27 protein-coding genes and 4 pseudogenes are annotated in these 25,002 nt (G+C 37.7%); 15 read left to right on the top strand and 16 right to left on the bottom strand.

Annotated elements, in window-relative coordinates:
- Positions 1–140 precede the first annotated feature (140 nt).
- Positions 141–839: pseudogene (locus ABXS78_RS11495) on the top strand (peptidase E).
- A gap of 9 nt (positions 840–848) precedes the next feature.
- On the opposite strand, the gene ABXS78_RS11490 reads toward ABXS78_RS11495, so the two are convergent.
- From ABXS78_RS11490 to ABXS78_RS11475, 4 genes are all read right to left on the bottom strand, one after another.
- Positions 849–1,016, bottom strand: coding sequence for a hypothetical protein (locus tag ABXS78_RS11490; RefSeq protein WP_366247347.1), 168 nt, complete (start codon positions 1,014–1,016; stop codon positions 849–851).
- A 167-nt stretch (positions 1,017–1,183) separates the two neighbouring features.
- A complete protein-coding gene (locus ABXS78_RS11485; protein ID WP_366247346.1) occupies positions 1,184–1,636 on the bottom strand; it encodes a DinB family protein in 453 nt (150 codons plus the stop codon).
- Positions 1,637–1,746: 110 nt separating this feature from the next.
- The gene (locus ABXS78_RS11480) at positions 1,747–2,490 is read right to left on the bottom strand and encodes a thermonuclease family protein (RefSeq protein WP_366247345.1); all 744 of its coding nucleotides are present in this window, start codon (positions 2,488–2,490) and stop codon (positions 1,747–1,749) included.
- A 102-nt stretch (positions 2,491–2,592) separates the two neighbouring features.
- Positions 2,593–4,071, bottom strand: coding sequence for an aldehyde dehydrogenase family protein (locus ABXS78_RS11475; protein ID WP_366247344.1), 1,479 nt, complete (start codon positions 4,069–4,071; stop codon positions 2,593–2,595).
- 134 nt (positions 4,072–4,205) lie between these two features.
- On the opposite strand from ABXS78_RS11475, the pseudogene ABXS78_RS11470 reads away from it, so the two are divergent.
- Positions 4,206–4,957, top strand: a pseudogene (locus ABXS78_RS11470) (SDR family NAD(P)-dependent oxidoreductase).
- Positions 4,958–5,001: 44 nt separating this feature from the next.
- On the opposite strand, the gene ABXS78_RS11465 reads toward ABXS78_RS11470, so the two are convergent.
- The 3 genes from ABXS78_RS11465 to ABXS78_RS11455 all read right to left on the bottom strand — a co-directional run bounded on the left by ABXS78_RS11465 (position 5,002) and on the right by ABXS78_RS11455 (position 9,276).
- Complete coding sequence (locus tag ABXS78_RS11465) at positions 5,002–5,847, bottom strand: STAS domain-containing protein (protein ID WP_366247343.1); 846 nt, start codon at positions 5,845–5,847, stop codon at positions 5,002–5,004.
- 373 nt (positions 5,848–6,220) lie between these two features.
- The gene (locus ABXS78_RS11460; RefSeq protein WP_366247342.1) at positions 6,221–7,135 is read right to left on the bottom strand and encodes a class I SAM-dependent methyltransferase; all 915 of its coding nucleotides are present in this window, start codon (positions 7,133–7,135) and stop codon (positions 6,221–6,223) included.
- 1,745 nt (positions 7,136–8,880) lie between these two features.
- Positions 8,881–9,276 carry a DUF5412 family protein gene (locus ABXS78_RS11455; RefSeq protein ID WP_366247341.1) on the bottom strand — a complete coding sequence of 132 codons (396 nt, stop codon included), beginning with the start codon at positions 9,274–9,276 and terminating at the stop codon, positions 8,881–8,883.
- Between the two features lie 280 nt (positions 9,277–9,556).
- Here ABXS78_RS11455 and ABXS78_RS11450 point away from each other — a divergent pair, with 280 nt between their 5' ends.
- Positions 9,557–9,751, top strand: a complete 195-nt coding sequence (locus tag ABXS78_RS11450) for a LuxR C-terminal-related transcriptional regulator (RefSeq protein WP_366247340.1) — start codon at positions 9,557–9,559, stop codon at positions 9,749–9,751.
- 195 nt (positions 9,752–9,946) lie between these two features.
- On the opposite strand, the gene ABXS78_RS11445 is transcribed toward ABXS78_RS11450, so the two are convergent.
- The 6 genes from ABXS78_RS11445 to ABXS78_RS11420 form a co-directional block, all read right to left on the bottom strand.
- Positions 9,947–10,795 carry an STAS domain-containing protein gene (locus ABXS78_RS11445; RefSeq protein WP_366247339.1) on the bottom strand — a complete coding sequence of 283 codons (849 nt, stop codon included), beginning with the start codon at positions 10,793–10,795 and terminating at the stop codon, positions 9,947–9,949.
- A 129-nt stretch (positions 10,796–10,924) separates the two neighbouring features.
- Positions 10,925–11,350 (bottom strand): hypothetical protein, encoded by a 426-nt coding sequence (locus ABXS78_RS11440; RefSeq protein ID WP_366247338.1) that lies wholly within the window; start codon positions 11,348–11,350, stop codon positions 10,925–10,927.
- A gap of 144 nt (positions 11,351–11,494) precedes the next feature.
- The gene (locus ABXS78_RS11435; RefSeq protein ID WP_366247337.1) at positions 11,495–12,937 is read right to left on the bottom strand and encodes a DUF4041 domain-containing protein; all 1,443 of its coding nucleotides are present in this window, start codon (positions 12,935–12,937) and stop codon (positions 11,495–11,497) included.
- Positions 12,938–12,948: 11 nt separating this feature from the next.
- Positions 12,949–13,035, bottom strand: coding sequence for an SHOCT domain-containing protein (locus tag ABXS78_RS11430; protein WP_366249927.1), 87 nt, complete (start codon positions 13,033–13,035; stop codon positions 12,949–12,951).
- A gap of 210 nt (positions 13,036–13,245) precedes the next feature.
- On the bottom strand, positions 13,246–13,494 hold the full coding sequence (locus ABXS78_RS11425; RefSeq protein ID WP_366247336.1) for a hypothetical protein: 249 nt from the start codon (positions 13,492–13,494) through the stop codon (positions 13,246–13,248).
- A gap of 181 nt (positions 13,495–13,675) precedes the next feature.
- The gene (locus ABXS78_RS11420) at positions 13,676–14,044 is read right to left on the bottom strand and encodes a hypothetical protein (RefSeq protein WP_366247335.1); all 369 of its coding nucleotides are present in this window, start codon (positions 14,042–14,044) and stop codon (positions 13,676–13,678) included.
- Positions 14,045–14,371: 327 nt separating this feature from the next.
- Here ABXS78_RS11420 and ABXS78_RS11415 point away from each other — a divergent pair, with 327 nt between their 5' ends.
- Positions 14,372–14,638, top strand: coding sequence for a hypothetical protein (locus ABXS78_RS11415; protein WP_366247334.1), 267 nt, complete (start codon positions 14,372–14,374; stop codon positions 14,636–14,638).
- Positions 14,608–14,889: a hypothetical protein gene (locus ABXS78_RS11410; protein ID WP_366247333.1), complete on the top strand. Its 282-nt coding sequence runs from the start codon at positions 14,608–14,610 to the stop codon at positions 14,887–14,889. The genes ABXS78_RS11415 and ABXS78_RS11410 overlap by 31 nt, the downstream gene beginning before the upstream one ends.
- 381 nt (positions 14,890–15,270) lie before the next feature.
- On the opposite strand, the gene ABXS78_RS11405 is transcribed toward ABXS78_RS11410, so the two are convergent.
- Positions 15,271–15,720, bottom strand: a complete 450-nt coding sequence (locus ABXS78_RS11405; protein WP_366247332.1) for a hypothetical protein — start codon at positions 15,718–15,720, stop codon at positions 15,271–15,273.
- A 118-nt stretch (positions 15,721–15,838) separates the two neighbouring features.
- Here ABXS78_RS11405 and ABXS78_RS11400 point away from each other — a divergent pair, with 118 nt between their 5' ends.
- Together ABXS78_RS11400 and ABXS78_RS11395 are read left to right on the top strand one after the other, a co-directional pair.
- Positions 15,839–16,045 carry a transposase gene (locus ABXS78_RS11400; protein ID WP_366247331.1) on the top strand — a complete coding sequence of 69 codons (207 nt, stop codon included), beginning with the start codon at positions 15,839–15,841 and terminating at the stop codon, positions 16,043–16,045.
- A pseudogene (locus tag ABXS78_RS11395) lies at positions 16,038–16,416 on the top strand (DUF6262 family protein). The gene ABXS78_RS11400 and the pseudogene ABXS78_RS11395 overlap by 8 nt, the downstream one beginning before the upstream one ends.
- Positions 16,417–16,523: 107 nt before the next feature.
- Here ABXS78_RS11395 and ABXS78_RS11390 read toward each other — a convergent pair.
- On the bottom strand, positions 16,524–17,117 hold the full coding sequence (locus ABXS78_RS11390) for a TetR/AcrR family transcriptional regulator (protein WP_366247330.1): 594 nt from the start codon (positions 17,115–17,117) through the stop codon (positions 16,524–16,526).
- A gap of 173 nt (positions 17,118–17,290) precedes the next feature.
- Between ABXS78_RS11390 and ABXS78_RS11385 the strand changes: the two genes are divergently transcribed.
- The 3 genes from ABXS78_RS11385 to ABXS78_RS11375 all read left to right on the top strand — a co-directional run bounded on the left by ABXS78_RS11385 (position 17,291) and on the right by ABXS78_RS11375 (position 20,597).
- Complete coding sequence (locus ABXS78_RS11385) at positions 17,291–18,436, top strand: NAD(P)/FAD-dependent oxidoreductase (RefSeq protein WP_366247329.1); 1,146 nt, start codon at positions 17,291–17,293, stop codon at positions 18,434–18,436.
- Positions 18,437–18,438: 2 nt separating this feature from the next.
- On the top strand, positions 18,439–19,146 hold the full coding sequence (locus ABXS78_RS11380; protein WP_366247328.1) for a 3-hydroxyacyl-CoA dehydrogenase NAD-binding domain-containing protein: 708 nt from the start codon (positions 18,439–18,441) through the stop codon (positions 19,144–19,146).
- Positions 19,147–19,214: 68 nt separating this feature from the next.
- Positions 19,215–20,597, top strand: coding sequence for an MATE family efflux transporter (locus ABXS78_RS11375; protein ID WP_366247327.1), 1,383 nt, complete (start codon positions 19,215–19,217; stop codon positions 20,595–20,597).
- A gap of 96 nt (positions 20,598–20,693) precedes the next feature.
- On the opposite strand, the pseudogene ABXS78_RS11370 reads toward ABXS78_RS11375, so the two are convergent.
- Positions 20,694–20,876, bottom strand: a pseudogene (locus tag ABXS78_RS11370) (hypothetical protein); the annotation flags it as partial.
- A gap of 625 nt (positions 20,877–21,501) precedes the next feature.
- Here ABXS78_RS11370 and ABXS78_RS11365 point away from each other — a divergent pair.
- The 5 genes from ABXS78_RS11365 to ABXS78_RS11345 all read left to right on the top strand — a co-directional run bounded on the left by ABXS78_RS11365 (position 21,502) and on the right by ABXS78_RS11345 (position 24,971).
- Positions 21,502–21,726, top strand: coding sequence for a response regulator transcription factor (locus ABXS78_RS11365; protein ID WP_366247326.1), 225 nt, complete (start codon positions 21,502–21,504; stop codon positions 21,724–21,726).
- 211 nt (positions 21,727–21,937) lie between these two features.
- The gene (locus tag ABXS78_RS11360; RefSeq protein WP_366247325.1) at positions 21,938–23,341 is read left to right on the top strand and encodes an aminopeptidase P family protein; all 1,404 of its coding nucleotides are present in this window, start codon (positions 21,938–21,940) and stop codon (positions 23,339–23,341) included.
- A 217-nt stretch (positions 23,342–23,558) separates the two neighbouring features.
- On the top strand, positions 23,559–23,915 hold the full coding sequence (locus ABXS78_RS11355; RefSeq protein ID WP_366247324.1) for a hypothetical protein: 357 nt from the start codon (positions 23,559–23,561) through the stop codon (positions 23,913–23,915).
- 167 nt (positions 23,916–24,082) lie between these two features.
- Positions 24,083–24,376 (top strand): hypothetical protein, encoded by a 294-nt coding sequence (locus ABXS78_RS11350; protein WP_366247323.1) that lies wholly within the window; start codon positions 24,083–24,085, stop codon positions 24,374–24,376.
- Positions 24,377–24,524: 148 nt separating this feature from the next.
- Positions 24,525–24,971 carry a hypothetical protein gene (locus tag ABXS78_RS11345; RefSeq protein ID WP_366247322.1) on the top strand — a complete coding sequence of 149 codons (447 nt, stop codon included), beginning with the start codon at positions 24,525–24,527 and terminating at the stop codon, positions 24,969–24,971.
- Positions 24,972–25,002: the final 31 nt, after the last annotated feature.

Genomic DNA, 25,002 nt, shown 5'->3' with positions numbered 1-25,002 from the left:
CATTAGTTTCGCAATGATTTATTTCCCATTATATTGAAAATACATCTACGGGTTAACTAAACGTACCCTACCTATATAGCTGAGGTTTCCCTTGCCTTGCTGTTGGCCAGGGTATATTGCATGATAAGGAGGAAAATACGATGAAAAGACAGATTATCGCTCTTGGCGGCGGCGGTTTTTCAATGGACCCGGATAACTTGGCTCTTGATCGATATATACTTTCTCAAAGCGCTAAAGACGAGCCGCGTGTTTGTTTCATTCCAACAGCCAGTGGAGATAGTGAGGGTTATATTCAACGTTTTTATAAGGCTTTTCATCAACTGCCATGAAAGCCTAGACATCTATCTTTATTCGAGCCGTCGTTTCTAAGTTTGCGTGATTTTGTAATGGAGCAGGATATCCTGTATGTCGGAGGGGGAAGCACCCGAAATATGCTCGTACTGTGGCGTGAATGGAAGCTGGATAATTTATTAGCTGAAGCTTATCAGAAGGGAGTTATCTTGGCAGGACTAAGTGCAGGGGCCAATTGCTGGTTTGAAGAGGGGCTCACCGACTCTTTGAACGGGCCGCTCTATACATTAAATGGACTTGGTTTTCTATCAGGCAGTGTTTGCCCTCATTTTGATGGAGAAGCGAAACGCAGACCAAGTTACTTTGAAGCTGTCGGTGAAGGAAGTATGAAAGAAGGTTATGGAATGGATGATTATGCTGCCTTGCATTTTGTGAATGAACAGCTGAGCCGTGCTGTTTGCTCTCGGAAAGGTGCTGCTGTGTATAAAATAAACAGGCAAGAAGACGGAAGTTCTGAAGAAGCGATTCCGACTGCTTACCTGAATTAGATTCAGCAGTTACATTTCAACAATAAACCAGTGAATATGGGAAGCAGTTTCGGAGATCAGCTGCTTTTTCATCAATTCAGCTTCCTCCAACGTATCGAATAACTTGCACATCGTACTGCCTGTCTCTTTCAGGCAGCGAATGTCATCCTTCTCTTCACGCATGATCACATACGCCAATATCCATCCCTCATTTATAGTTTTCTAAGATGTGTTTAGAAGATTATATATCGAAGAGAATCTGTTGTATAGCAGTTTTCTGTAAAAAATTGATAAAAATAAGGAAAATTATACTAGGTAAATTAAAATAACCTTACAGCTAAAATGCTGCAAGGTTATCTTATTACTTAGCGGAAGAAGGGAAGGTCTGTTGCCTCGACTAAACGAGCATAAATGAACAACTGTCCTTTGTGATGCAGTTCATGATCATACATAGCTTGAAGATAAAGTTCCTTCTTACCTTGCATACCCGGTATCTTCGCTTCGTTTTCTAATGCCAGTTCTTCATCAGTGATAGTGTCAAAGGCTTGAGCTGTTTCATCTGTAAATTGCTTAACAGCTTGCTTAAGATCTTCCATCGTATGTACTTCAGGGAGATCCGGAGGTGTCATAGCTTCCGTTTTCACCATATTTACGAACATATTGCTCGAGCCAGCTACATGAAGTACCAGTTCGCGAAGCGTCATTGCATCTTCCCATGGTTTAAAATCCAGATGGCCATCTTCGATTCGGTCAATCAGTTGGATTAATACATTGCGATGCTGCAGCCAATTTTCTTTCCAGTGCGTTGTTTTACTCATGATGTATGCCCCTTTTATGTGGTTTCTTCTACACTATAAACAAAAAAGTTATGTGCTGTCATTTGTTAGAGTCTGCGTGAAATTATAAGTGCTGTTTAATCGTCCATTTATTATTCACAAGCATAATCATCCTTATCCCGGTCAAACTTACGTTGGTAGGCAGGGTGAGTGCTTGGTACACCGTCTGGATATGTTTTTCTCAGTTCCGTACAATTGGCAAACTGTGTTGATTGAGTCGGTTCATTTGATGAGCTGTCTACTGGTGTTTCTGAAGTGTCCTGACTAGTGGCACAGCCGTCGAATCCGCGATCTGTCACATAGCCATTTTGATCCCAAACTGCCTCAGCATCTTTTTTAGCAGTTGCTTGTGCTTTCTCGAAATTGTCAAGGTATCTTGTATTTGGCGGGTACACATAAGCTACACGTGCCAATCCTTCTTCCAGTAATGTCTGCTGCACGCTCACTCCATCAGCATATACATAGGCAAGTAAACGACCATACTTGTCCGTTCTTGAACCAACATCGAATTCCAGCTCCAGTTTGTCAGCATCCGCCACTAGTTCTTGATTACGTTTGCTGGCATCCTTTCCATAGGGCTGAACACATTTGTTCGGCGCTTTCGTCTCAGGAGTATCTACAAGCAAGTAGCGGACAGTTTCTTCCTGTCCGTTGTAGTTCACTTTGATTGTGTCACCATCCACTATTCGGATTAATGAAACTTCTACTTTGTCAGTTGTACCTGACGTGATCGTGGGTTTGGATTTCGTATCGGTCTGTTCTGTTTGGATTACACCGCAGCCACTGATTAACAGCAGTACAATGGTCAGCCAAACAATATGGTTTATTTTTCTCATGATGTACGATAACTCCTTCTAGCTGCATTATATTTATAATAAGAGGGAAGATATCGTTTCACAAGGGCAAAAAGCAGGGCATCGGATAGATGCCCTGCTTTTTTATTCTGGTATATAAGGAAGATCCAATGCATTCGGCATATTGATGACGTGTGTTTCGGCGTATGCAAGCAAACCTTCTTTGCCATACTCGCGGCCAATACCGGATTGTTTTACGCCGCCAAATGGAAAGCGGACGTCCAAGCCTTGGATGGCAGCAGTATTGATCATCGTCGTTCCAGCTTGAATCCGCTTGGCTACTTTAACCGCATGCTCTTGCTTGCCCCAAACCGAACTAGTCAGGCCATAGATGCTTTTGTTGGCAAGATGAATCGCATGCTCATCATCCTTGAATGGTAAGATGGGGACAGTCGGTCCAAACTGTTCTTGTTCGACAATCGGATCATCATAATCCGCACCAAGTACAAGCGTTGGCTGCATAAAGTATCCTTGTTTGAATAGGTCTTCATCCATTATTTTGCCGAGTTTGATGACTTCAGCCCCTTTTTGTTTGCTGTCATCAATCAGACCCTGGACAAATTCCATCTGCTTTTTATTATTTACCGGACCAATCGTAACGTCTTCGGCGAAGGGATTACCAACGCGAATCCACTTATCAGCAGCTTCCCGATATTTTTCAATAAACGCTTCGAAAATAGACTCATGTACGTAAACACGTTTGGCAATCATACAAATCTGGCCTGCCGTCAGGAAGTTCGAAATGACAATCCGGCGCATTGCTTTTTCATCATTCACATCAAAGTCTTCCAGTACCACGGCAGCGTCATTGCCGCCAAGCTCCAATGTCATATGCTTGATTGTATCGGCCGCTGCTTTCATAATGTGCTTTGCTGTTTCTGTTCCGCCAGTGAATGCAATCTTAGCTACTTTCGGGTTGGAAGTCAGTTCGACGCCAACTTCAGCTTCGCCATGCACAAGATTCAAAACGCCTGGTGGAAACTCGCCTGCAATTATCTCGGCAACTCTGCTGACTGCCAGTGGAGCAAGAGGGCTTGGCTTCAGGACCATCGTATTGCCTGCTAGTAAGGCAGGCGCAATCTTGATAGTTGAGAGCGAAATCGGATAGTTCCAAGGAGAAATAGCGCTGATCACCCCGATTGCATCACGAGCAATGATTGTTTTACCGACGTCATGCTCGTTCACTTCATCTTTTAGTACTTCCATGACATTATCACAGGCAAACTCCATCCACATCAGGGACACTGCGATTTCGCCCTTCGCATCATATAATGCCTTCCCATGTTCCCTGGATAGGAGAGCTGCGATGTCGGATGTGTTATCTTGTATCTTTTGGATAGCTCGGCGCATGCGCGTGATTCGATCCTCGAATGAAGATTGCCGCCACTCGGTGAACGCTTGATCAGCGGCATCGATTGCCTGGATTGTTTCGTCTTTCGTATTAAGCGGGGCGTAGCCAACAACTTCTTTAGGATTTGCCGGGTTTTCTCTGGGAGCTTGTTTTTCAGCTTTATGCTTTTTTCCATTAATGATGCTATCAATCACAATTGGTTCCACAGACATGTCAAGCACTCCGTTTCTATTAATTTGGTTTTACTATACCCAAAAGAGAAGACAATCATTATACGCAGTGGTTATGCGTTACAAAGAGAGGGAATGCTATGGGGTAGTTATATTAGCAACAGGAGGTCCTTTATATGGATTTACAGGGTAATAAAATATTGATTACCGGCGGAGCATCCGGTATTGGCTTTGCTTTTGCGGAACGTTTTTTGCAGGCGGGCAATGAAGTATTGTATGCGGCAGAAGAGAAAGCAAGCTGCAGGAAGCCAGAGACAAGCATCCGGAACTGATTACGCGTGTATGTGATGTTACGGTTGAATCCGAACGTACTGCGCTATTTGAATGGGTAAAACAAGAGCATCCAAATGTAAATGTACTAGTCAATAATGCAGGAATCCAGCAGCGCTTCAATGTTTTAGAAACAGATGTGGTGAATGACTGGGCATATTTCAATAAAGAAATATCCGCCAATATCGAGGCGCCTTTCCATCTATCCATGCTGTTTGCACCGTTCTTTGCTTCCAGCGGGAAGAAAGCAGCCATTATAAATGTGACCTCAGGTCTTGCGTTCACGCCAATGGCCATAGCACCAATCTATTCAGCAACAAAAGCCGCATTGCATTCCTTCACAATGAGTCTGCGCTTGCAGCTAGCTAAAACTGAAGTAGAAGTGATTGAAGTGGCTCCGCCAGCTGTAAACACAGATCTTGGAGGAGTAGGCATCCATACATTTGGGGAACCAGTCGTTGCGTTTGCTGAAGGGATATTCAAAGGGCTGGCCGAAGGTAAGGAAGAAATAGGTTACGATACTTCAGCCAAGGCCTTGCGAATGTCACGTGATGAAATTGATGAAGCAGTAAAGAATATATATAGCAGGGAGAAGTAAAGAGAAGAAGAGCTGATCACAAGGACCAGCTCTTTTTTGATGATTTATTTCAATTTACCGTATCCTAGATGATACAAGGCATTTTTTAGATTCGATACTGTAGTTATCGACTTGAAATCTAAACCAAGTGAGACCATCGTCTGTGCGATTTCTGGACGGATTCCCGTAATGATGGTTTTAATCCCGCTTACACGAAGGGATTGAACAATTTGAACAATCTGATTGGCCACCATCGTATCGATCATCAATACGCCAGAAACATCCAAGACTAGGTAATCCAATTCCAAAGCATTGCCTTGTGTCAATGCAGTCTCCATGATCAATTTGGCCCGATGTGTGTCGATCTCGCCGACAATGGGTATAACAGCTAATCCTTCATAAATCGGAACTACCGGCACTGACAATTCTTCCAGCGCACTATAGGCAATGCTAACCATCTTCTTATTATGTTTCTCAAACTGTCTTCCAATTTCGAAGCTGACTACCTCCAGCATTGGATCGATGATTTTTGATACATCTAGCATGGTAATCGCAGCAAAATGCCGCTCCTCCAGTTCAACCGTGAATATATCCCAAATAACACTGCGGAAGCTGGAAACATATTGCAACGTAGCAGTCAAGGAAACATTCATCTCCGTAGCCGCTTGTCCGGCCCACGATCCCCAAGCCAAAAAGTTTCTTTCCACTTCTTCTTTGTTATCTTCAGCAAAAAGGATGGCACCGATATTAGATACAAGTCTAGCATTGAATTTGGATAATTGCTCTTTCGGAAGAGATAAGATACGAAGCTCTTTATTTAATGTCGAATCGAGGTTTAGAAGTACAGACTCGGCAATAATATCCTGGTTCTTCTGTATCTTCTCCCCTATATATCTCAATTCGTCTTTCATACTGATGTCCCCTTTTATGTTGTGTACTACTTTAAGAATAATCTAAGAGCGAGAGGAATGGAAGTTATAAGTGGTATAATTAATACTCCTTTTATTAGAAATTACCGCTAACTATCTTCATCTGAAATTATTATGTACATATGCGATTTGTCTTATTAGGTACCACAGTGAGGGAGTGGTTAAACAGAAAAAATAATAAAAAATAAACGTATTCCGGTATAACTCGAATACGCTCATAGTTTCTATCCCTTATAGTTTGAAGCTTGTATATCTATAATACTATTCACTGGATAAAAGCAGTAAAGCCCCACGAAGTACCATAGAAAGGTAGGCTAATTCAAATATAGATTCAAAGTGCATGTTTTGATGTGTTTTATTTTTTTACAGCATGAATGTAATGAATGGTCTCAAAGGCTGATAGGTAATCTTCTCGATTGTTAAAATACAATTCATTAATTTTATCAGGTGATAAATGTTCATAAATGAGTAAGCCTGATTTCTCTAACACTTTTTCGATTTCAAAGTAAGAAAAACATGATTTCATTGGTTCCCCGCCTATTGATGCCATTTTCACCATATTTTCAACTCTATTAGAGGTTCCTTTTTCTTCGAATAGTTTTTCGTCTGCATAATCAAGAACGATCGAACTTCCTGGTGGAACCTTGGTGAATATATAATCTATTAAGCTTTTAACTTCCTCTTTAGTTAAATAGTAGGAAACACCTAAAAGACTAAAGAACGTCTTTTTGTTTTCAAATCCTTTACCTATTAGGTTTTGATAGGACAACTTTTTGGTAAAGTCCATAGAAACAAAATGAAGATTACTTGGGATTTTTAAATTAGCCTCGTCCAATCTTTGCTTTTTAAATTCCTGTGTAGTGGGATGATCAATTTCGAATATTTCTAAGCTGTTTTCCAATTCTGGATGCCGGAAACTGAAAGTATCTAATCCAGCGCCAAGTATGACATATTGTCTTAATCCTAACGCTACCTCATTAAGTAATACTTTTTCGCAATACGCAGCACGTGATAAGGTTATAGGAGAAAGTTGGACTTGTGTAATCCATTTTAATATTTCTTCTGTATTTCCCTCGAATTTTTGTGCGATATCTTCGTCGAAGAAATGTATGCCTTGAACCATATTCTCTTTGATGTTATTGAATTCTTTATCAGAAATTAAGTCTTTAGCTATATAATCATTAAAGATTTTAGGGGTATCAAATTGACTATGGTAGGATCTGCCGAAAGCTGATATTAACGAAGTTACACTTGACTCATCTTTCTTCATACAAACACACTCCTTTATTTAGAACAAAAAAAATAGGATTCCCCTGGCCAGGAGAATCCTATTATATACATTAAAAATATAAAAGTAAATTTTAGCATAAATAAATTATTTTGTCAAGTTAAAATCATTAATCACAGCTTTTTTCGTACAAATATCGACACCTAGCAAGCGTTACATGGATAAAGAGACTTTTTTTTAAGTGGCTCAAAAAAGAAGGAATTCTTACCCCGTACCCATTATATATACAGGAAGTTTTCCACGGGAGAGTAAAAATGAATATATGGTAAAAGTGAAGTACATGGACAATAAGAGACCTGGGAGAGTAGATATAGGTGATATAGATAATATCGCTCATTGAGCTCTCGGGAGAGACAATGAGGAAACTTCCAAGACTAATGAAGAAATTCTCCAAAATTTAAGGATCTAATATAGGGGGATAGTACATAAAAGTGTAAATAAATGCGTCAGAGGGCTTTCTAGCAACACAGGAAAGTCCTTTTTTATGTTTTTAAACATAAAAATCCCCAATTAAGGGGATTAAACAATCCCTTTTTCAAAGGAAGATATCCGTAAATACCCCTTGCTAGTGAGGTTCCGATACTTAACTGTTCCTTGAAGTCCAGGATACATATATATGAAGTCCTTTGTTTCCTTTGATACGTGCTGCCGATACTCATCATAAAGTCTCTTCTTGTCTCCAAGCCTCATGAACTCCAATATCCCTGCAGGAGATCCATCCTGGAAGGACAGTAGCAAACCAAACTTATTCTTCCAGTTACCCGTAATAAAGACATTCTTATATTGATAGTTAAACGCTTTCAGCCAGTCGTGTGACCTGGTGCCTGGCTTAAAGAAACTTTTTGGGGGGGCACTTAGCCCATTGTAGGCTCTTAAAAAACATTAATCTTCGTGGTACTTGTCATAAAGATCCGGGTATTTGTTTTTCTTCGTCAGCCCATGTTCTAACGCGTCATCTGGATCTAAAGAGTTTACACCTGATGATGTTGTAGCAGCTTTCCAGGATGCCGGTCTTGAAGCTGAGAAACCTACGGAAATGACCCGCCCACAATACCCCCGTCACCCATCTCAGCCCAATTCATTTCAACAGAGATTATTAAGCAAAATTAAATTCAACGTTCATAACTACATAATAATCCTACTCATCAAAAAGAAAAATAATAACAGCATACAAAGATAGCTGTTATTTCGCACTTTGTGGGGATCAAAAGTAGTACTTAGGTTCTTTTAATATCTACTACTTTTCCAGTCGTTATAAAAATCTATAAGTGTTGAATGTATTGCATGTAAAGCAATTAAGATTAAATACAACATCATAAAGGTGGCAAGTTCACCTGTGAAATAGGAAATAATTGCAATTACTACTAGCCAGAAGTATAAAATTATCTTATTCGCATTCATTTTTTGTAAACCTCCATTATCCTCTTTATTTTAACGTAAGATAGAATGATTTCATATAAATTCCTCAAATTCCAGAATAATAACAGAATCAAAGTATAAAATAAATAAATTGGCCAAGAGCATAAAAAAACGCCAAACCCCGTGGTTGACGTTTTCTTACTCTTTTTATCATTCGCAACGTACATGTATACTGTGTTTGATACGATTAACTCCAAAAAATTAAACTCAGCGTTCATATCTGCATATAATCAGAACGAAAAAAATAATAGCAGCATACAAATATAGCTGTTATCTCATAATATTTCACTCTTATCTTATATGAATTCTTACTGGTTTTGCCAATTGTAATATGTCTCCGGCTTTAGTATGTCTATTATAATGCCATTGACGTTTAAACTATCATCATCTAACCAGCTTACTTTTGGCGTTTCGCTTTCAGCGTGTATTTCCCAATATACTGTTTCTTCACTTAACAGGTTATAGTCTGCATTTATAGCGGAAATGCTAACTGTTTGTTGTATTGGTGTTGTAGCATTGCCGTTTTTGTCTATCAATCGAATCTCTGCAACATAGCTATTGTCAGGTGAATTGATTGTTGAAACAATACGTCCTTCTCCATTTAAATCACTTAGATTTATATTAATAATGTTATACAAGATAATGCCGTTTATAATAACAAATGGGAAAACGATAGCTAACAACCAAAATTTAAGTCTTTTCATAGTATTCTCCTTTAACACAAGACCAGAAATTATCTTACACATCCTACCTCATATATGTGTAATTATTGTGTCCGGTTTAATTAACCCTTCTGAGATCAAGTGACCTCTTCATGGATAGTTCGTTTATGAAATTTAAATACTCAATACCGTAACTCCTCCGCCAACAATCGTTAACAATTCGCGAATTCCGTTCACGCTCCGTCTCTGGTTTACATAAGCTACATGGACTAAATAAATACCTGACGCAGCAACCCTGAAGAGAGCAAGGAGGGGTTAACTTTTGAAGGATAATGACTACAGGCCAAAACAATTACTCACCAAACGAGAAAAAGAAGTCTTTGAACTATTGGTTCAAGATAAGACAACCAAGGAAATCGCGCAAGATCTGTTTATTTCAGAAAAAACAGTGCGGAACCACATATCGAATACGGTGCAGACCATTTGCGAACAATTCAATACTTGTACCCTTACATAATTAGAAACAACTGGGTTAAAGGGGATTTCCAAGATGTTGGGAAGGGGAGCGGGGTGGTGTAATGAACGGTTACATCATATTGCAAAAAAAGAAGAGGGTCCGAGTTGGCCCTCTAAATTGTTTTGGATCTTATAGGTTCTTAATATTAGCTTAAATTCATTCCTGATTCTGTACATAGCTAGAAAGGAAAACAGTTTAATCTCTTATTTTCCCATAACCTAAATGTAAAAGAGCTTGTCTTAAATTAGAAAAAGTAGTAATCGATTTAAAATCTAGACCTAATGAAACCATCGTTTGCGCAATTTCTGGTCTAATACCCGTGATGATAGTAGTAATACCACTTAACTTAAGTGTTTTAACAATATTGAAAATCTGATCAGCTACCATTGTATCAATCATGAGTACACCTGATACATCAATGATCAAACAATCTAATTGCAGATGGTTGCCTTGCTCTAATGCAGTCTCCATGATCAGCTTGGCCCTATAGGTATCTATTTCTCCGATAATAGGAAGAACTGCTACACCTTCGTAAATAGGAACAACTGGAACTGAAAGCTCCTCTAATGCACTATAAGCAATGTCCATCATTTTTTTGTTATATAATTCATATTCTTCTCCTATAGCGAAACTAATCTTTTCAAGCATAGGATCGATTATTTTTGAAACATCTAGCATGGTTATAGCAGCAAAATGTCGCTGTACCAATTCTTCAGTGAAGATCTCCCAGATAACTGATCGGAAGCTAGAGACAAACTGTAAAGTTGCTGTTAGAGAGATATTCTTTTGGGTAGCAAATTCAGCTGCATTTTTAGCCCAGTTAAGTAAATTTTGTTGAACCTCATATGGGTCCTCTTCAACAAATAATAAAGCACCTATGTTATTAATTAAATCAACATTAAAAGCATGTAACTTGTCGTTTGGAAAGGATAGAATTTTCAACTCCGTTTTTAAATTCTCATCTAAGGAGTCAATAACAGAGTCTGCAATTATTTCTTTATTAGCCCTGATTTTATCCCCAATGTACTTTAATTCATCCTTCATAATCAACTAATCCCCTTTTAAAGACGTAAACTAAGCATAAACCACTTCCTAGTCAGATGATAGTAATAAGGTTGATTAAGAAATTTAGTATCTTTACAAATAAAAGAAGAGAGCATACTTGCTCTCCTCTTAAAGACTTTCCAAAGCCTCTTTGTACTTATTGAATTCTTCTTCCTCCATATCGCCATTAACCTGTACCAGTATGTTCTTGTGCTTTGCAGTCCAGGAGAATAACATGGCACTTTCTTCACCCATGGAGTCATAGTATTCCTTCATCTCATCTAAATCAGCTTCAGCTTCATAGCTAATAATACGAGCATTACAATCGCTGCAGACCTGAGGAACAGTTACACGAACACCTTCTTTGGACTTCATAGGACCGACACCATAGTCATCCTTCGTCATTTCAGAAGGATTCTCAGCATGAAGGCCGGCGTCCTGGAAGGCTACTACAACATCATCCGGTGTAATCTCTTTGGATCCGGAAGATGCGTTAGAACATGCGCTCATAAAGATAACGAGAAACAGAGTGAGGGAGAAGATAAGCTTTTTCAAATGACAATCCTTCTTTCGCGTTTAATTATATACAAATAATACGAGTATTCAGTGCAATGGTTTCATGTAATATAAGAAACTATAATTGAAAAAAGGCTGACAATGAATCAGCCTCTAAACTGAAATAAATAATATATATTAAATTTAAGAGACGACTAACTCTTTCTGCTTCTCTAACTCGACAGTCTGTCTATAATCCTCAGCAGCGGCTGTCTTTGTAAATGTAACTGTTTTATTATGGTTTTCAGTTACTACTTTTTCAATCTCATCTAAGCTAACTCTAAAGAATTCCTTCCGTTCATTAATTCTGTTCACCCTCCGTTTCTCAAAAGCTTTGTGTAAAGCTTTCTCTAAGCTCGGAGCATCATCACTAAAGATCATACCGTGAACATCAAACAAAAAAGGAACTGATGCGTCGCCTAATTCACGTACTCTATCTAGTGGCTCTAACCGTCTAGTCATACCAATTTTATAGACATTTTCACCGAACGATCCAATGTTAGAGATAATGTATACATAGCCAGCGCGAGTATTCTGTACTCGGAATAGAACATCTTCCTTGTTCTTTTTAGTTTCTTCTAACTGTCCTTCTAGTTCGGCCAATTTATCCAATAGTTTTTGGTTATTTCTTTGAGCGTCTTCATTTAATTGCAATTTTAATTTTTCGATGGCTTGTTCGAAGTGTTTTTCTTCTTTTTCAACTTTTTGTTGTGCCTTTTCCAATTCCTTAAGAGCTTTAGCTTCTTCTCTCATTTGTTCTCTTATTTCCATTTGTTCTTCTTTTTCTTGTTGCTTCATTAGCTCATAGCCGTATTTAAGATGTAGTTGTTCTATTTTTAAATCCATATATTTTGGACTAATTGCAACGGTCTGCATATCCGTTAATTTATTAAGGTCTTGATAGACTTTTTGGATCTTATTTTCACTAGCTTCAACATTGTTGAACTTGACTCTATTAATGATGTTATCACATTCATTGTTAAAAGCTCGAAGGGTCAGTTTGATAGTGTCTAATATGAATTCTCTACCTCTTTTACGGTCATCTCCAATTGTCCAGTCTAAGTTGTGATATGTAGCACGTTTTTCTTTAATAAGAGCTTTTTGTCTGGCAATTGTTTCATTGAGTTTAACTTTGTATGCTTCTGAATTTCCTAAGTCAAATGGAGACTTAAAAACTCCAAAACTATGCATTGTAAGTTCGTCTTCAAATAAACCAATCTCACTCTTAATTTCTTTTAATTTATCGTACTCAAGTTGCTGCTGCGATTCGATTTTCTTGATATTTTCTTTTAATTCATCCTTCATTAACACTAAGTCTGAGATTGGCTTATATGACTCAATAATATTAGCCAATAATTGCTTCTCGTGAGATAGTTTTTTTATATCCTCTTTTAAGTTAGAAAGTTTTTCATTGTCGACGATTATATTTTCAATGTCATAAGTTTTCATTAAAGTGTTGTGTTTACTGATAACTTTATGTCTATTGATTATAAGTACAATAGCAATAAGTGGAGGTATTCCAATCGGCCAGAAGGCAAATAACAAACCAATAAACCAAGGTGAGTGATAAAACTTTTCTTTGTACATTTTCTTCTCCTTTAAATGTTAAGTAATTGCTTTTTCTTTGCTGCAAATTCATCTTCTGTCAATATTCCTTCATCATAAAGTTCCTTGTATTTCCTAATTTCTTCAATGATGTCATCTGTAGGTCTACTAGAGCATATGTATACTGTGATTATTGTTTAGAGTGTTATCCTTTTCTGCAACTCGCTTCTTCAAATAGGCAACCATTGTATGTGCATTTCCTTCTGATACGTTTTTAAATTCTAAAGTTGATCCGTTTACTATAAACGAAATAGAGTCACTAAGGGTGTGCGTATCTACAGATGGCTTTTTTATTTCTGAATATGATCATTGTATTTGTCTGCTACAAAAAGAAGTCTGTCTTTAGCCGCTATTAGTAGTCCGTACTCTGAATTAAATAAGCTTCCAAAGTTTCCAAAAATGACTTCCATCATTATTTCATTATTGTTATCAACAATATCTTTAACTACTTTATACAACTTAATAAAACCCTTACTGGCTTTCCTTTTCTTTTTATAAGCATGACTATAAATCATCTCACCTTCAAAAGTGAATAGCATTCGCACCCCTCCAAAGTATTTGAAACCCAAGTAAAACATTTCCATTTAATAATACAAAAGAATCACTATTTTTACTATCCAATAATAAAAATGCCCACTACCTAATTGTAATGGGCTAACTGGATCAATTAATTTGAGCCATCATCCATTTGCTTCTCGTTACTTTGAACAGACTGACTGTCTACAGCATCACGCCTCTATACGTGTATTTAGAGTTCTGTAAGAAATCAAAGGCGAATGAGTCTAATGGTTCTTGTTCGCTATCTTCAAACGCACTATCGACGACCTGTGCTTTGAAAATGTTTTTTAACATATATTCGTGGTTTGTAATGTCAGAAAGATAAGTGCCATTTTTGTACTCATTTACAATGTCATCACCAAAAGTTTCAAGCTCTTCATCAGTAGGAGAGTAGTCCATAGCAAGTGAAGATACTTGATCAAATTTTTCGGTTTCTGATCCGTCGCCATTTGCAATTTCAGTTACTGGAGTACCCCAGTCAATAGTAGTTTCTTCCTCAATAGTAGCTGTTTCAGTTTCTTGAGTAGTCATAAAATTATAGATCGGGAAAGTATACTGTTAAGGGAAGATCATATACTGTAGATAAAAAGGATATGGAACATATACTAACTAGACATCATCCAAAATATTGGGATGGAAGCACTAAAAAAACGCAGACTTTCTTGGATCCGGATTTAAGTGTAAACGAAGTTAAAAATATAGTCCTTGCAATAGCCAAGAAACATAGTTTTACACTAGGGAAGAAATCAATGAATACAACTGATCAAGTTGAAGCGAAGGTTGACGGCGTTACTTATGTTCTCGGAATATCCAAAGGGTATATGAAACAACTTTATCCAAAATATTAGGAGTAAATTAATGCTACAAATTAAACAATTTATAGTAACTAAACCAATTGAGAGTTTAGAAAATGCCTCTTTAAAACCTGAAGACTACGTTTGTTTCTTTGAAAACTATAAAGATAGATGTGTTGAGTTTGTAAAAACAAACATAGGCGAGCTACTGAACGATAACCTCTTAAGTCTTGAGGGGGAATTTCATTTAAATATCAGTATAAAGAGTATCTGGGTGTCGAGTATTGGGATGACCTTCCCATGCTTTGGGCATTTATATTTAATACTTTAGAAAAATGCTTGGAATCCGGTGAAGGTAAGTGCCTTTTTCCAGGGCAACCGGTAGAAATAGCGATGAAAGACAAAGGTACTAACATTCAAATCCAATTCGATCATCAGACTGTAACAGTAGATAAAAAGTTAGTGGTAAAAGAGTTACTAATACATGGTAAATTATTCTATGAAACTCTTGTGAAAGATCTGAATCTAACTGCTTACAAGTATGACCTCAATAGGGTAAATCGATTGGCGTCTGTATTATAGATCTATTACTCATGAACCAATTAAATTAACTAAAGGATTTCCTTCGTTAGTTAAGAAGATGTAAAAAAACAAACCCTCCTTAATCGGAGGGTTTTAATCATTCACCAAACATTGCAGTTGTATCCTTCTTGAATATCTCCTCAAATACATCGAGTTCACCTTGAGTATATTTGTGTAGCAGTGGATTGTTAGGCGTAAATTCATAATTTATATCCTCATCTTAATCAAGTTCAAGCGCCACGAAAAGAGTTAACCCATCAACAATCTGCTGCCTCGCCAATACATACTCAGAATATAAATTCCCTTTACTCCTATAATCGGATAAAGGAGAGAATAAGTGTGGTTATTTACTCATTCATAATAAAACTCATTGGAAAATGATCACCTTTCTGTGAACACAGTTAATATAAGGGTTCTACTTTCTATAAAAAATGGTGGGTCCTCCGCGCCAGCTCTAATTGAAAAGTTGTAAGTGCCCGGTTCAACATCAGACATCCATAGTAATTCCAATGTCTCATATTGTTCATAGGTCTCATCTATATTCTTTGCTCGGAAGCCTTGTTCCACTTGATAGATAATAAATGGTTCACTTGCTTCAATAAGAGACAATTGGACGATACCATTTGCTTCAGCAGCAGGTGTATGAGGAAGAAAAAAATAGACATTACCTTCAATCTTTATCTTTGAATTTTTAGTAATGGTGACCGGTTGAAAATTATATATAGTTGTTGCTGCCGACTGATTAATGTCAATTTCTTGTATCTCAGTAATATTAAAACCGTCACTGGGGCAGTTTCTTTGGCTAAACCACAAGTTAACAGCAATAGACAATCCTTACGGATCATGTAGAGCAATATTGAACGGAAAGTGCCCTTATGCTGAGGAGCCTCCTTGCTTAACATATAATGGTGGAAGTCCTTGTAAAGACCTGGCGGTAGGTCTTTCAGAGATGGATGTAGCAAAGTATGAAATTCACATACAATCTACTTCAAAGATGGTAGAAGTAGCCAAACAGTATGGACGTGAGGAAATAGCACAAAAAAACCAGAAGAATTTAGATAGACTCAAGGATATCTATAATACTATTAAACTAGGAAATATAATCTTTGGACGAAGTGGAAGTATAAAACAAAAACAAGGTGTAACAAATGACTAAATACGACCGTAATGCTCATTTGAAGTATATTCATGCTCAACGAAAAGCAGCTACGTACCAAAAGGTAGATGAAGCAATAAAAGGCTAATAAGATCAAATAGGGTTATCAATTCTAACAGTGTATCAAATGAATCTCATGTATCGAAAGCAACTCTATACAATAATTTAGATATTCGTGAAAGCATTAAAACATTAAGGTTGCAACAATCAAATGCACCCACCTCAAAACAAGTTGGCGAGATATGAATGATAGTAATAAGGATGCCCTCATTGCCTCCCTAAAAAGAAAAAATCAAAAGCTGGAACAAGTAAATAAGCAATTAAGAGAGCAGCTGAAAATTGCTTATGGAGATGTCTACAAAGAGTTATGAGGAGAACAAGGTTCTCACCCTTATAATATGGCAGGTTAATCATATTAGCTATGATAATAGTCAATCAAGGACTAAAAGGATGTGTTGAGTTAAATCAACACATCCTTTTAATTTTTAAGTCCTGGTAAGATTAAATCAATTGCTGCCTTGTACAGATTTTTTTGCTCTTGATTTGAACGATAGCCATATAATTCTGCATTTGTTAAGGAAGTGATGAAATTATATATAAGTACGGATACTTCATCGATTTGTAAGTCTTTTTTAAATTCGCCACTATTGATTCCGTCCTCTAAAATACGGTTCACGATTCGAAATTCAGGCTCATAAAGTTCAACTACGGCATCGTAATTGTCTTTATTTGTGGAAATGAAATATTCATGAACCGTATTCATTATAGGCTTTTGCAGCATTATATTATTTAAGTTAGCCCAAATATATAATTTCTTTTCAGCGGACTTCTCATTTTTAGAAGTAATCTCCCAGTTACGAATAAATTCGTTAGATACCCGCTGGATACAATATAAGTACAATTCTTCTTTATTTTTAAAGTGATAATAAATAGTGCCTTTACTAAAGTTCGTTTCATTTTTGATGTCTGCCATCGATGTGGAACTATAACCTTTAAGTTCAAATATCTTTGTTGCGACATCTACAATAAATTGTTTTGTGTCTTCGCTATTTACTCCTGTTGGTCTGCTCATACTTCCTCCAACTGTTTTTTCTTAATTTTAGCTCATTGTAACATAATATGCTAATTAATAGAATGATTGTCCAATTATTTATTTTATGAAACTTGAATTTATTTGTTTTTTAAATTAAATAATTGACCGTTCGTCCGAATAGTGATATTGTGTCTTCGAAGGGAGTGATTGATATGAAGGACAAAGTAATCATTATTGGTGGAGGCATTGCCGGTTTAGCTATGTCGTTATTTTTGAAAAAGGCAAATATCGAAAGTGTGGTTTATGAGCAAGCGGAAGCGTATGGCAAAGTAGGTGGACATTTTGTAATTCACCCAAGTGGTGTACAAATGCTGGAGCTATTAGGACTAGGGGAAGAAATCAAACAAAACAGTCATCAAATAGTTGATTTTGCGGTACTTGATCAAAACAATAAGCCATTATTTGAAGAAATGGGAGAAGAACAAGAATTAGAAGGAATGCCGCATTTAATCAACATTGCACGTTTCCATTTAATCGATGTGTTATATAAAAAAGCGATGGAGTTAGGTATTGACATCCAGTTTGGTAAGCGCCTAAAAGGATTTACACAAAACGAGCAAAGTGTACATGTGACTTTCGAAGATGGTACAGAAGAAGTCGGGTCAATTTTAATCGGTGCTGATGGCGTGCGTTCGAAGACGCGGGAGCTATTATTCCCGTTCCCGTCAAACCCGTTAAAATATCTTGGGAAAACTGGTGTGTACGGTATGATTGAAACAGAAAAGTTAGGGGCGTTAAAGAAGTACTTCACGACAGAGACATCACTGATGTATTTCCATGATAACTTTAATTTCTTCGTGTCAAAACATCACCCAACTGATACGGAAATTTCATGGTCTCTTATTACCACAGAGCCGCGCAAAGTTGCAAAAAAGATATTTGAAGGAAAGCCATTAGAGCAGTTGAAGGCTGATTTAGCGGCACGCTTTGAAGGTTGGGAAATGCCAATTCAGCATTTAATCCAAGCAACGGATCATATTATTGCAAAGCAACTCTATCGTATCGATTTAATGGAGAACTACTCACATGGACGTATTGTTTTAATCGGTGACGCATTGCATACAGCGGATCCCAATGCAGGAATGGGAACAACGCTAGCTTTTGAAGATGCAATGTATTTAGCAAAAATGCTGCGTGATCACGATTACGAAGATGCATTCTATTATTTCGAGCATGACCGTAAACCACGAGCAAAAAAGGTGTTTCATAGTGCAAATCTATTAGACAACTTGGAATTTGATAATGTGGAGGACTATGCGTTCTTTAATGATGGAATAAATGCTAGCTGGGAAAAGTAAAGATGAATAATTTTAACCATGAAGTTACCTTTTTTACAAAACATCCTTATCTTGTTCACCTTGCATTTCGAGCTGCTTATTTTGGTGATAGCATATATCTTTATGTACCAGATGAACAGACATTTATTCAGTTAGAGAAAGAGCTAGCTAATGCAAGTAAGTTCTTTCAAGACTACTACGGCAACCATAGCAAAACAATAGATGCTTTCAATAGAGTCTTTTTTATTGAGGATGCTACGGAAGCTGTACAAAACAAAGATATTATCGTGACATCGGAAGAAAATAAAGCATTTTACAAGCAAGTATTACAATGTGCATATTCTAATACGGTTTTTATCACAACCGTGACAGGTCCTGTTTCGAATAAAGTGATGAATTCTTCAAGTAATATTGTAGCGTGCCGATTTTCTAATGCGAATTGGGAGGCAGATGTTGTCGAGGTCATGCCGAAAATCAATACATCTCAGACGGTACTAAAAAAAACAATGTGCTGGTGTAAAGGAATGTCACTTACACCACTATTACTAAAAAAAGCAAATGAGCAGTTTGTCTTTGATGCATTTCGAAATACGTTAACACAGGTTGCTATTGATCTGTATAAAAGCGGTGTTGCGGATAAAGAGACAATAGATGCTTGCTTAACAGAACAAACCGGAGCTTATGTTGGACCTTTTGGCATGATGAATGCTGAGAAGCAGTATAAGCATTAAATTATTCAATCAGTAGCCTTTAAGTGTGATGACACCTTAAAGGCTACGTTATTTTAGGAGGACAAATCATGGAAACAATGCAGCAAGAGCTCATGAATAAACCGGTTAAAAAGGTTTTCTTTCATTTCTTTTTCCCAGCAGTTATCGGCATGCTACTCATGTCAGTAAATATGCTGTTAGATGGTATTTTTGTAGGACGTGGCGTTGGAGAATTCGGTTTAGCAGGTGTTAATCTAGCAGCACCAATTTTTACAGTCATTCTCGCCATTAGTCTATGGATAGGCATTGGTGGAGCGACATACTTTTCAACAGCTGTTGGCGAAGGTGATATACAAAAATCACGAAGCAGTTTTACATTGGCACTTGCAATTTTTATTGGGTTGCTTGGTGTGATTAGCGTTGTTGGTTATCTAAATATAAACACAGTAGCAACATGGCTTGGAGCTAATGAAGATACAATTACACCAACAATAGAGTATTTACGCATCTTGTTCTCGTTAGGGTGGATTTTAGGTTTACAGCAGCTGTTTGGGGTTTTCATCCGTAATGACGGTAGACCAGTGCTAGGAATGGTTTCGTTAGGGGTAACGTCCATTGTTAATATATTGTTGAATTACATTTTTATTTTCATATTTGACTTAGGAGTATTCGGGGCAGGATTAGCGACAGTAATCGGAGGAGCTGTTGGAGTTGCAATTTTTATCCCGCACTTCTTTAAAAAACAAGTAGTATTAAATAAATTGGAATTTAATTGGTCTAAGCAATTAATCAGACGAATTTTAGCAATAGGTTTACCTAGTCTATTAGCAGAATCCGGAGCATTTGTTTTAGTTGTAGGGTACAACTTAAGCGTTGTTGCAGCATTAGGAACAGAAGGGGTCACAGCTTTCTCAGTTATCAACTATTTACACGGTTTCATGTTCTTGGCGTTTTTTGGTATAGAGACTGCGATGCAGCCAATGATTAGCTATTATCAAGGTGCACAAAAAAAAGTACAAATGCGCGATACAATTAAATTAGGAGAAACAACGGCAATAGCACTCGGGTTACTATTATTTGTTATCGGCTTCGCCTTTGCTCCTATGTTAGTTAGTTTATTTGGGATTAACGATCAAAGCATTATTGACATAGCTGTTAACGGCATTCGCTTATTCTTCATTGGTTATCTATTTATTGGAATCAGCTTCGTCTATATGACATATTTCCAATCAGTGGGGAAAGTATGGTTTGCAACTCTTATTACCGTCTGCAGAAGCTACGTATTATTTTTTGTATATTTACTTGTTTTACCGAAATTTTTAGGAGTAAATGGAATATGGCTGTCGATGCCGATAGCAGAGTTAACAATGGCGATTCTTATTATGTTATTTGTTAGAAAAAGAGTAAAACAGCAATTTAATAAAGACAAGATTAATGAAGGGAAAGAAGAAGTCACTTCTACTACCTTATGAGAAGCAGTGACTTACACAATAAGGGTCATATGTATTATATATGTCTAATATGTTTGAACCCTTATTTTATCTATATTATTTCATTTTTAGTCTTGATAAAACAGTTCCATCCAGTATATCTATATCTAGCAGTTCCTTGAACCGATTGGTTACTTCATTTTTATGGCGTGTATATAACTTAACTGTTGCGTTTCATTTAGAAAGGGTTAATCGTATACCGTCATAGTCCCTTAACCTTTCATAATAATGAATCAATCGTATATGTGAGCTCCGATGTATTAAACGTTGTTACAGTTGATGACGTGAAAGTTAAGAAATTTAAAAACAAATACCCGGATCTTTATGACAAGTACTACGAAGATTAATGTCTTTTAAGAGCCTACAATAGGCTAAATGACCCCAAAAAATCATTTGGCAACGCTCTAGGCATGAGTCAGGTATTGTGCCGGTCTTATGCCTTTTAATTTTGTTTTATTCGTTATTATTCGCATCTGTACTTTGCATTAGTTCGTCGTAAAAAGAAGCTTCACTTTCAAAGAATGGATCTGTTGCTTACAAATATTAATCCTCTATTTCTGCTTCAATTATCTATATTTGATTCTTCTCTAATAAGAGTGGATTTTTGTACTTAAAATTTCGCAAGAGACTTAACAATAAGAGACTTTACATGGTTTGTAAGCAAGACGCTGCAAATCGAGAGTTAATTAACCCATCTGAGATCAAGTGGCCTCTTCATGGATAGTTCGTTTATGAAATTTAAATACCCAATACCGTAACTCCTCCGCCAACAATCGTTAACAATTCGCGAATTCCGTTCACGCTCCGTCTTTGGTTTACATAAGCTACATGGACTAAATAAATACCTGACGCAGCAACCCTGAAGAGAGCAAGGAGGGGTTAACTTTTGAAGGATAATGACTACAGGCCAAAACAATTACTCACCAAACGAGAAAAAGAAGTCTTTGAACTATTGGTTCAAGATAAGACAACCAAGGAAATCGCGCAAGATCTGTTTATTTCAGAAAAAACAGTGCGGAACCACATATCAAATACGATGCAGAAACTGGGAGTAAAGGGACGGTCTCAGGCTGTAGTGGAGCTCCTTCGCATGGGGGAACTGAAGCTCTGACAGGCACGAGCTCTGCCTGTTGACTGACATAGCTGTTGTAAGCGGATAGAGAGTACTGGCTTGCTGTGACGGCTATTAAAACCGACTGTAATGGTCGGTTTTTTGTCTTTGTAAAAAAAGTTTTGAACATAAAACATTTGCTGAATTACTAACGCATACTTGTGTAAATCGCTTACAATGTTATTAAGATGCATAAACGAAGGAGATTGTCATGATGAACTATATAGAGAGAATCAGCTATAAAGAAGTACCTGCACCTGCCGATACAACGGCAGAGACACCAGTGGATCTGATTGATGAAACGATGCAGCTTCACAAAGAGAAAATGATTGAGCAGATGAATGACGCAGAACTAGACGTTCTTCTTGTATATGGCGACCGTGAACACGGCACTAACTTTGGGTATCTAACAGGTTTCGAACCAAGGTTTGAGGAAGCGCTCTTGGTTTTACATAGCAATGGGCGGGCTTATTTATTATTAGGTAATGAATCTCTTCGAATGAACCAATACAGCCGTATAGAAGCAGATGCTATCCTTGTACCATACTTTTCACTGCCGAATCAGCCGATGCCTACTGATAAGACATTTGCAGAACTTATTGCATCTGCAGGTATTAAAGAAGGTATGCGTGTTGGTATTGCAGGATGGAAAATGTTTACGAGTTCTTATGAAGACAATCAGCAGCTGTTTGATACGCCGTATTTTATAGTTAACGCTGTAAATGAGTTAGTGAAAGATTCCGGCAGTGTTTTAAATGCCACTTCATTATTCATTCATCCAGGTACGGGTGCTCGTAGTTTAATGAATGCAAATGAAATCGCTCACTATGAATTTGGAGCTTCACTTGCATCGTCCCGAATTTTGCGAGTGCTAAATCAATTAGAACCTGGAAAAACAGAGATGGAGCTTGCAGATGGACTAGCTGCCTATGGGCAGCCGAATAATGTCCAGACGATTTGTGCTACGGGTGATCGCTTTACGAACGCAGTAGTGGCTCCAAGAGCAAAGAAAGTAGAAGTAGGTGATAAGTTTACAGTCACTGTAGGATACAGAGGGGGTCTTACCAACCGATCTGCCTATGTTGTATCATCTGCTGAAGAACTGCCTGCGGATGTATCTGATTATATAGATGCAGTTGCTAAGCCTTATTACGCAGCAAGTGTTGCTTGGTATGAGAATGTGAGAATTGGTATGACAGGTGGGGAGATGTATGAATTAATTGAATCTGTCCTGCCTAAATCAAGATATGGATGGAAGCTTAACCCGGGTCATTTGACGGCTGGTGAAGAATGGATGTCTTCTCCTATGTATCCCAATTCAGAAATCCAACTTGCCAGCGGCATGATGTTCCAGATGGATATTATCCCTAGTATTCCAGGATACGGCGGAGCGAATGCGGAAGATGGTATTGTTCTAGCGGACGAAAAACTACGTGCAGAGTTGTCCGAACGCTATCCAGAACTATGGGGAAGAATCCAACAACGCAGAGAGTATATGATCCAAACATTGGGTATTCAGCTTCATCCGGAAGTACTTCCAATGTCTACAATCAACGGGTATTACCGCCCTTATTTATTAAATAAGAAGTATGCATTTGCAGTAAATAAACAGTAGTTAAATACAATTTTAGTCTTCTATTAAGAACTTTCTAAAAAGGAAGTTCTTTTTAATTTGGATTTTATTGCTCAGGACCAGATAGAATTATAGTGAGAAACATATCACTTTTTTACTGTAGGGGTTAAAGAAAATGAATTTATGTTATCCTGTAAATTCAAGAAAATTTTATCTGGTAGGAACTGCTATTTATTTCTTTTTAGGGAGTGAAGTACTAATGAATGAAATAACGATCGACAATAGTATTGCAATTAATATCTTTATAGGCGTAATTATTGTATTGATAGCAGCTGTAGTAATTGCTTTAATAGCGATCCGTAAGAAGAAGCGAGATGAAGATCAAGGTCACATGCAATCTAAAAATCACGCCCAATCCAAGAGTAAATCAGATAGCGATGGAAACTCGGCCTTATATACGCATACGCCATTGATGGGCGCGGATTCAGACAATGATAGCAATCACAAACGATACCACGACACAGATATAAGTTCCCAGTCCTATGATTCCGGTCCAAGCAGTCCTTCCTATGATGGTGGAGGCTCTGATGGCGGTGGGGGCGGAGGAGGAGAATAACTACATATTGTTTTCCCCTCTATATTAAAACCGGCTAACGTGCCGGTTTTTTTGATGGCTGCAGGTTTCTTCGTTATTTGTCGAAACTGCTCAACGAATTGGCTGTTTGTGGTAAAAGTGTAAGAGAGAAGCAGAGCGTTTCGGACCATTTACTGAGGAGGCATAATATGAATGGAAATAGGAAAGTGTTTCTCATAAATGCTGTTATAAGCAGTTTCTTTGCTTTTTTCATTGCTGATTTTTGTGCTGCAGGTACGATCGGTGAAAATCCTACCGACCAAAAGTACGTAGCCCCAGAGTTTTTTGTAATATTAGTGATATGGGCTATTGGCATCATATTTGGATTGGTAACCTCAATTAAAATTCCCTCTGAGCAACTCCGTGTTTTTGCTATTGTCACGATGTGGGTATCCATACCGCTTGGCTTCGCAATTGGAATGCAATGGGCTATATGGGGCTAATGAATTGAGTGCCGGTATTTTCAATTTATAAAGTTATGGTTGATTGATAATGTATCATTTTATATCACGGATCTTAATTCGGATTTTTCTTACAAAAGCAGGTATCCCTCCAAAACTGTCGAAACTGTTCAGAAAAGGAGGGTTTTCCATGGAAATTGTGAAAAGTCCGTCTGTCGCTCCAGTCATTTCGTCGCTGCCGAGTTTGCAGCAGCAGATTTACAGGGATGTTCGAGAAGCTTTCGTTCGGGTGACCGAAGCAGGGGAATATTATATGGCTGATGAAGATGATGAGATTGTGATGATGCCGTTCGCCGAGATGCATCACTTGACGCTCACCGAAGTAGCTGCATATTATAGCGGGGCGGAGTGCAGCATTGCACAATTTCAGGCAGCGAAGCTTGGAAGCTCTCCGCCAGCGGATTTTGAGAAGTGGGCGATGAAGAAGGGGAATACGGTTGTCAGCCGCTACGATGATGTTCAGAACTGCATAATGGTCAGCATCAATGGGTGCAAAACCATACCTTATCATGAATTACCGCTTTCCTCCTTCTCTGAGTTGTTTCGATCGTATACATTCAGTTCTTTGTTCAAATAAATAGTAGTAAAAAGCCGACTCTCATGAGTCG

Origin of the sequence: Terribacillus aidingensis, assembly GCF_040703035.1 — a bacterium.
Classification (GTDB): Bacteria; Bacillota; Bacilli; order Bacillales; family Amphibacillaceae; genus Terribacillus.
The sequence above is the reverse complement of the archived record's forward strand: the minus strand, read 5'-3'. Positions and strand labels throughout refer to the sequence as shown.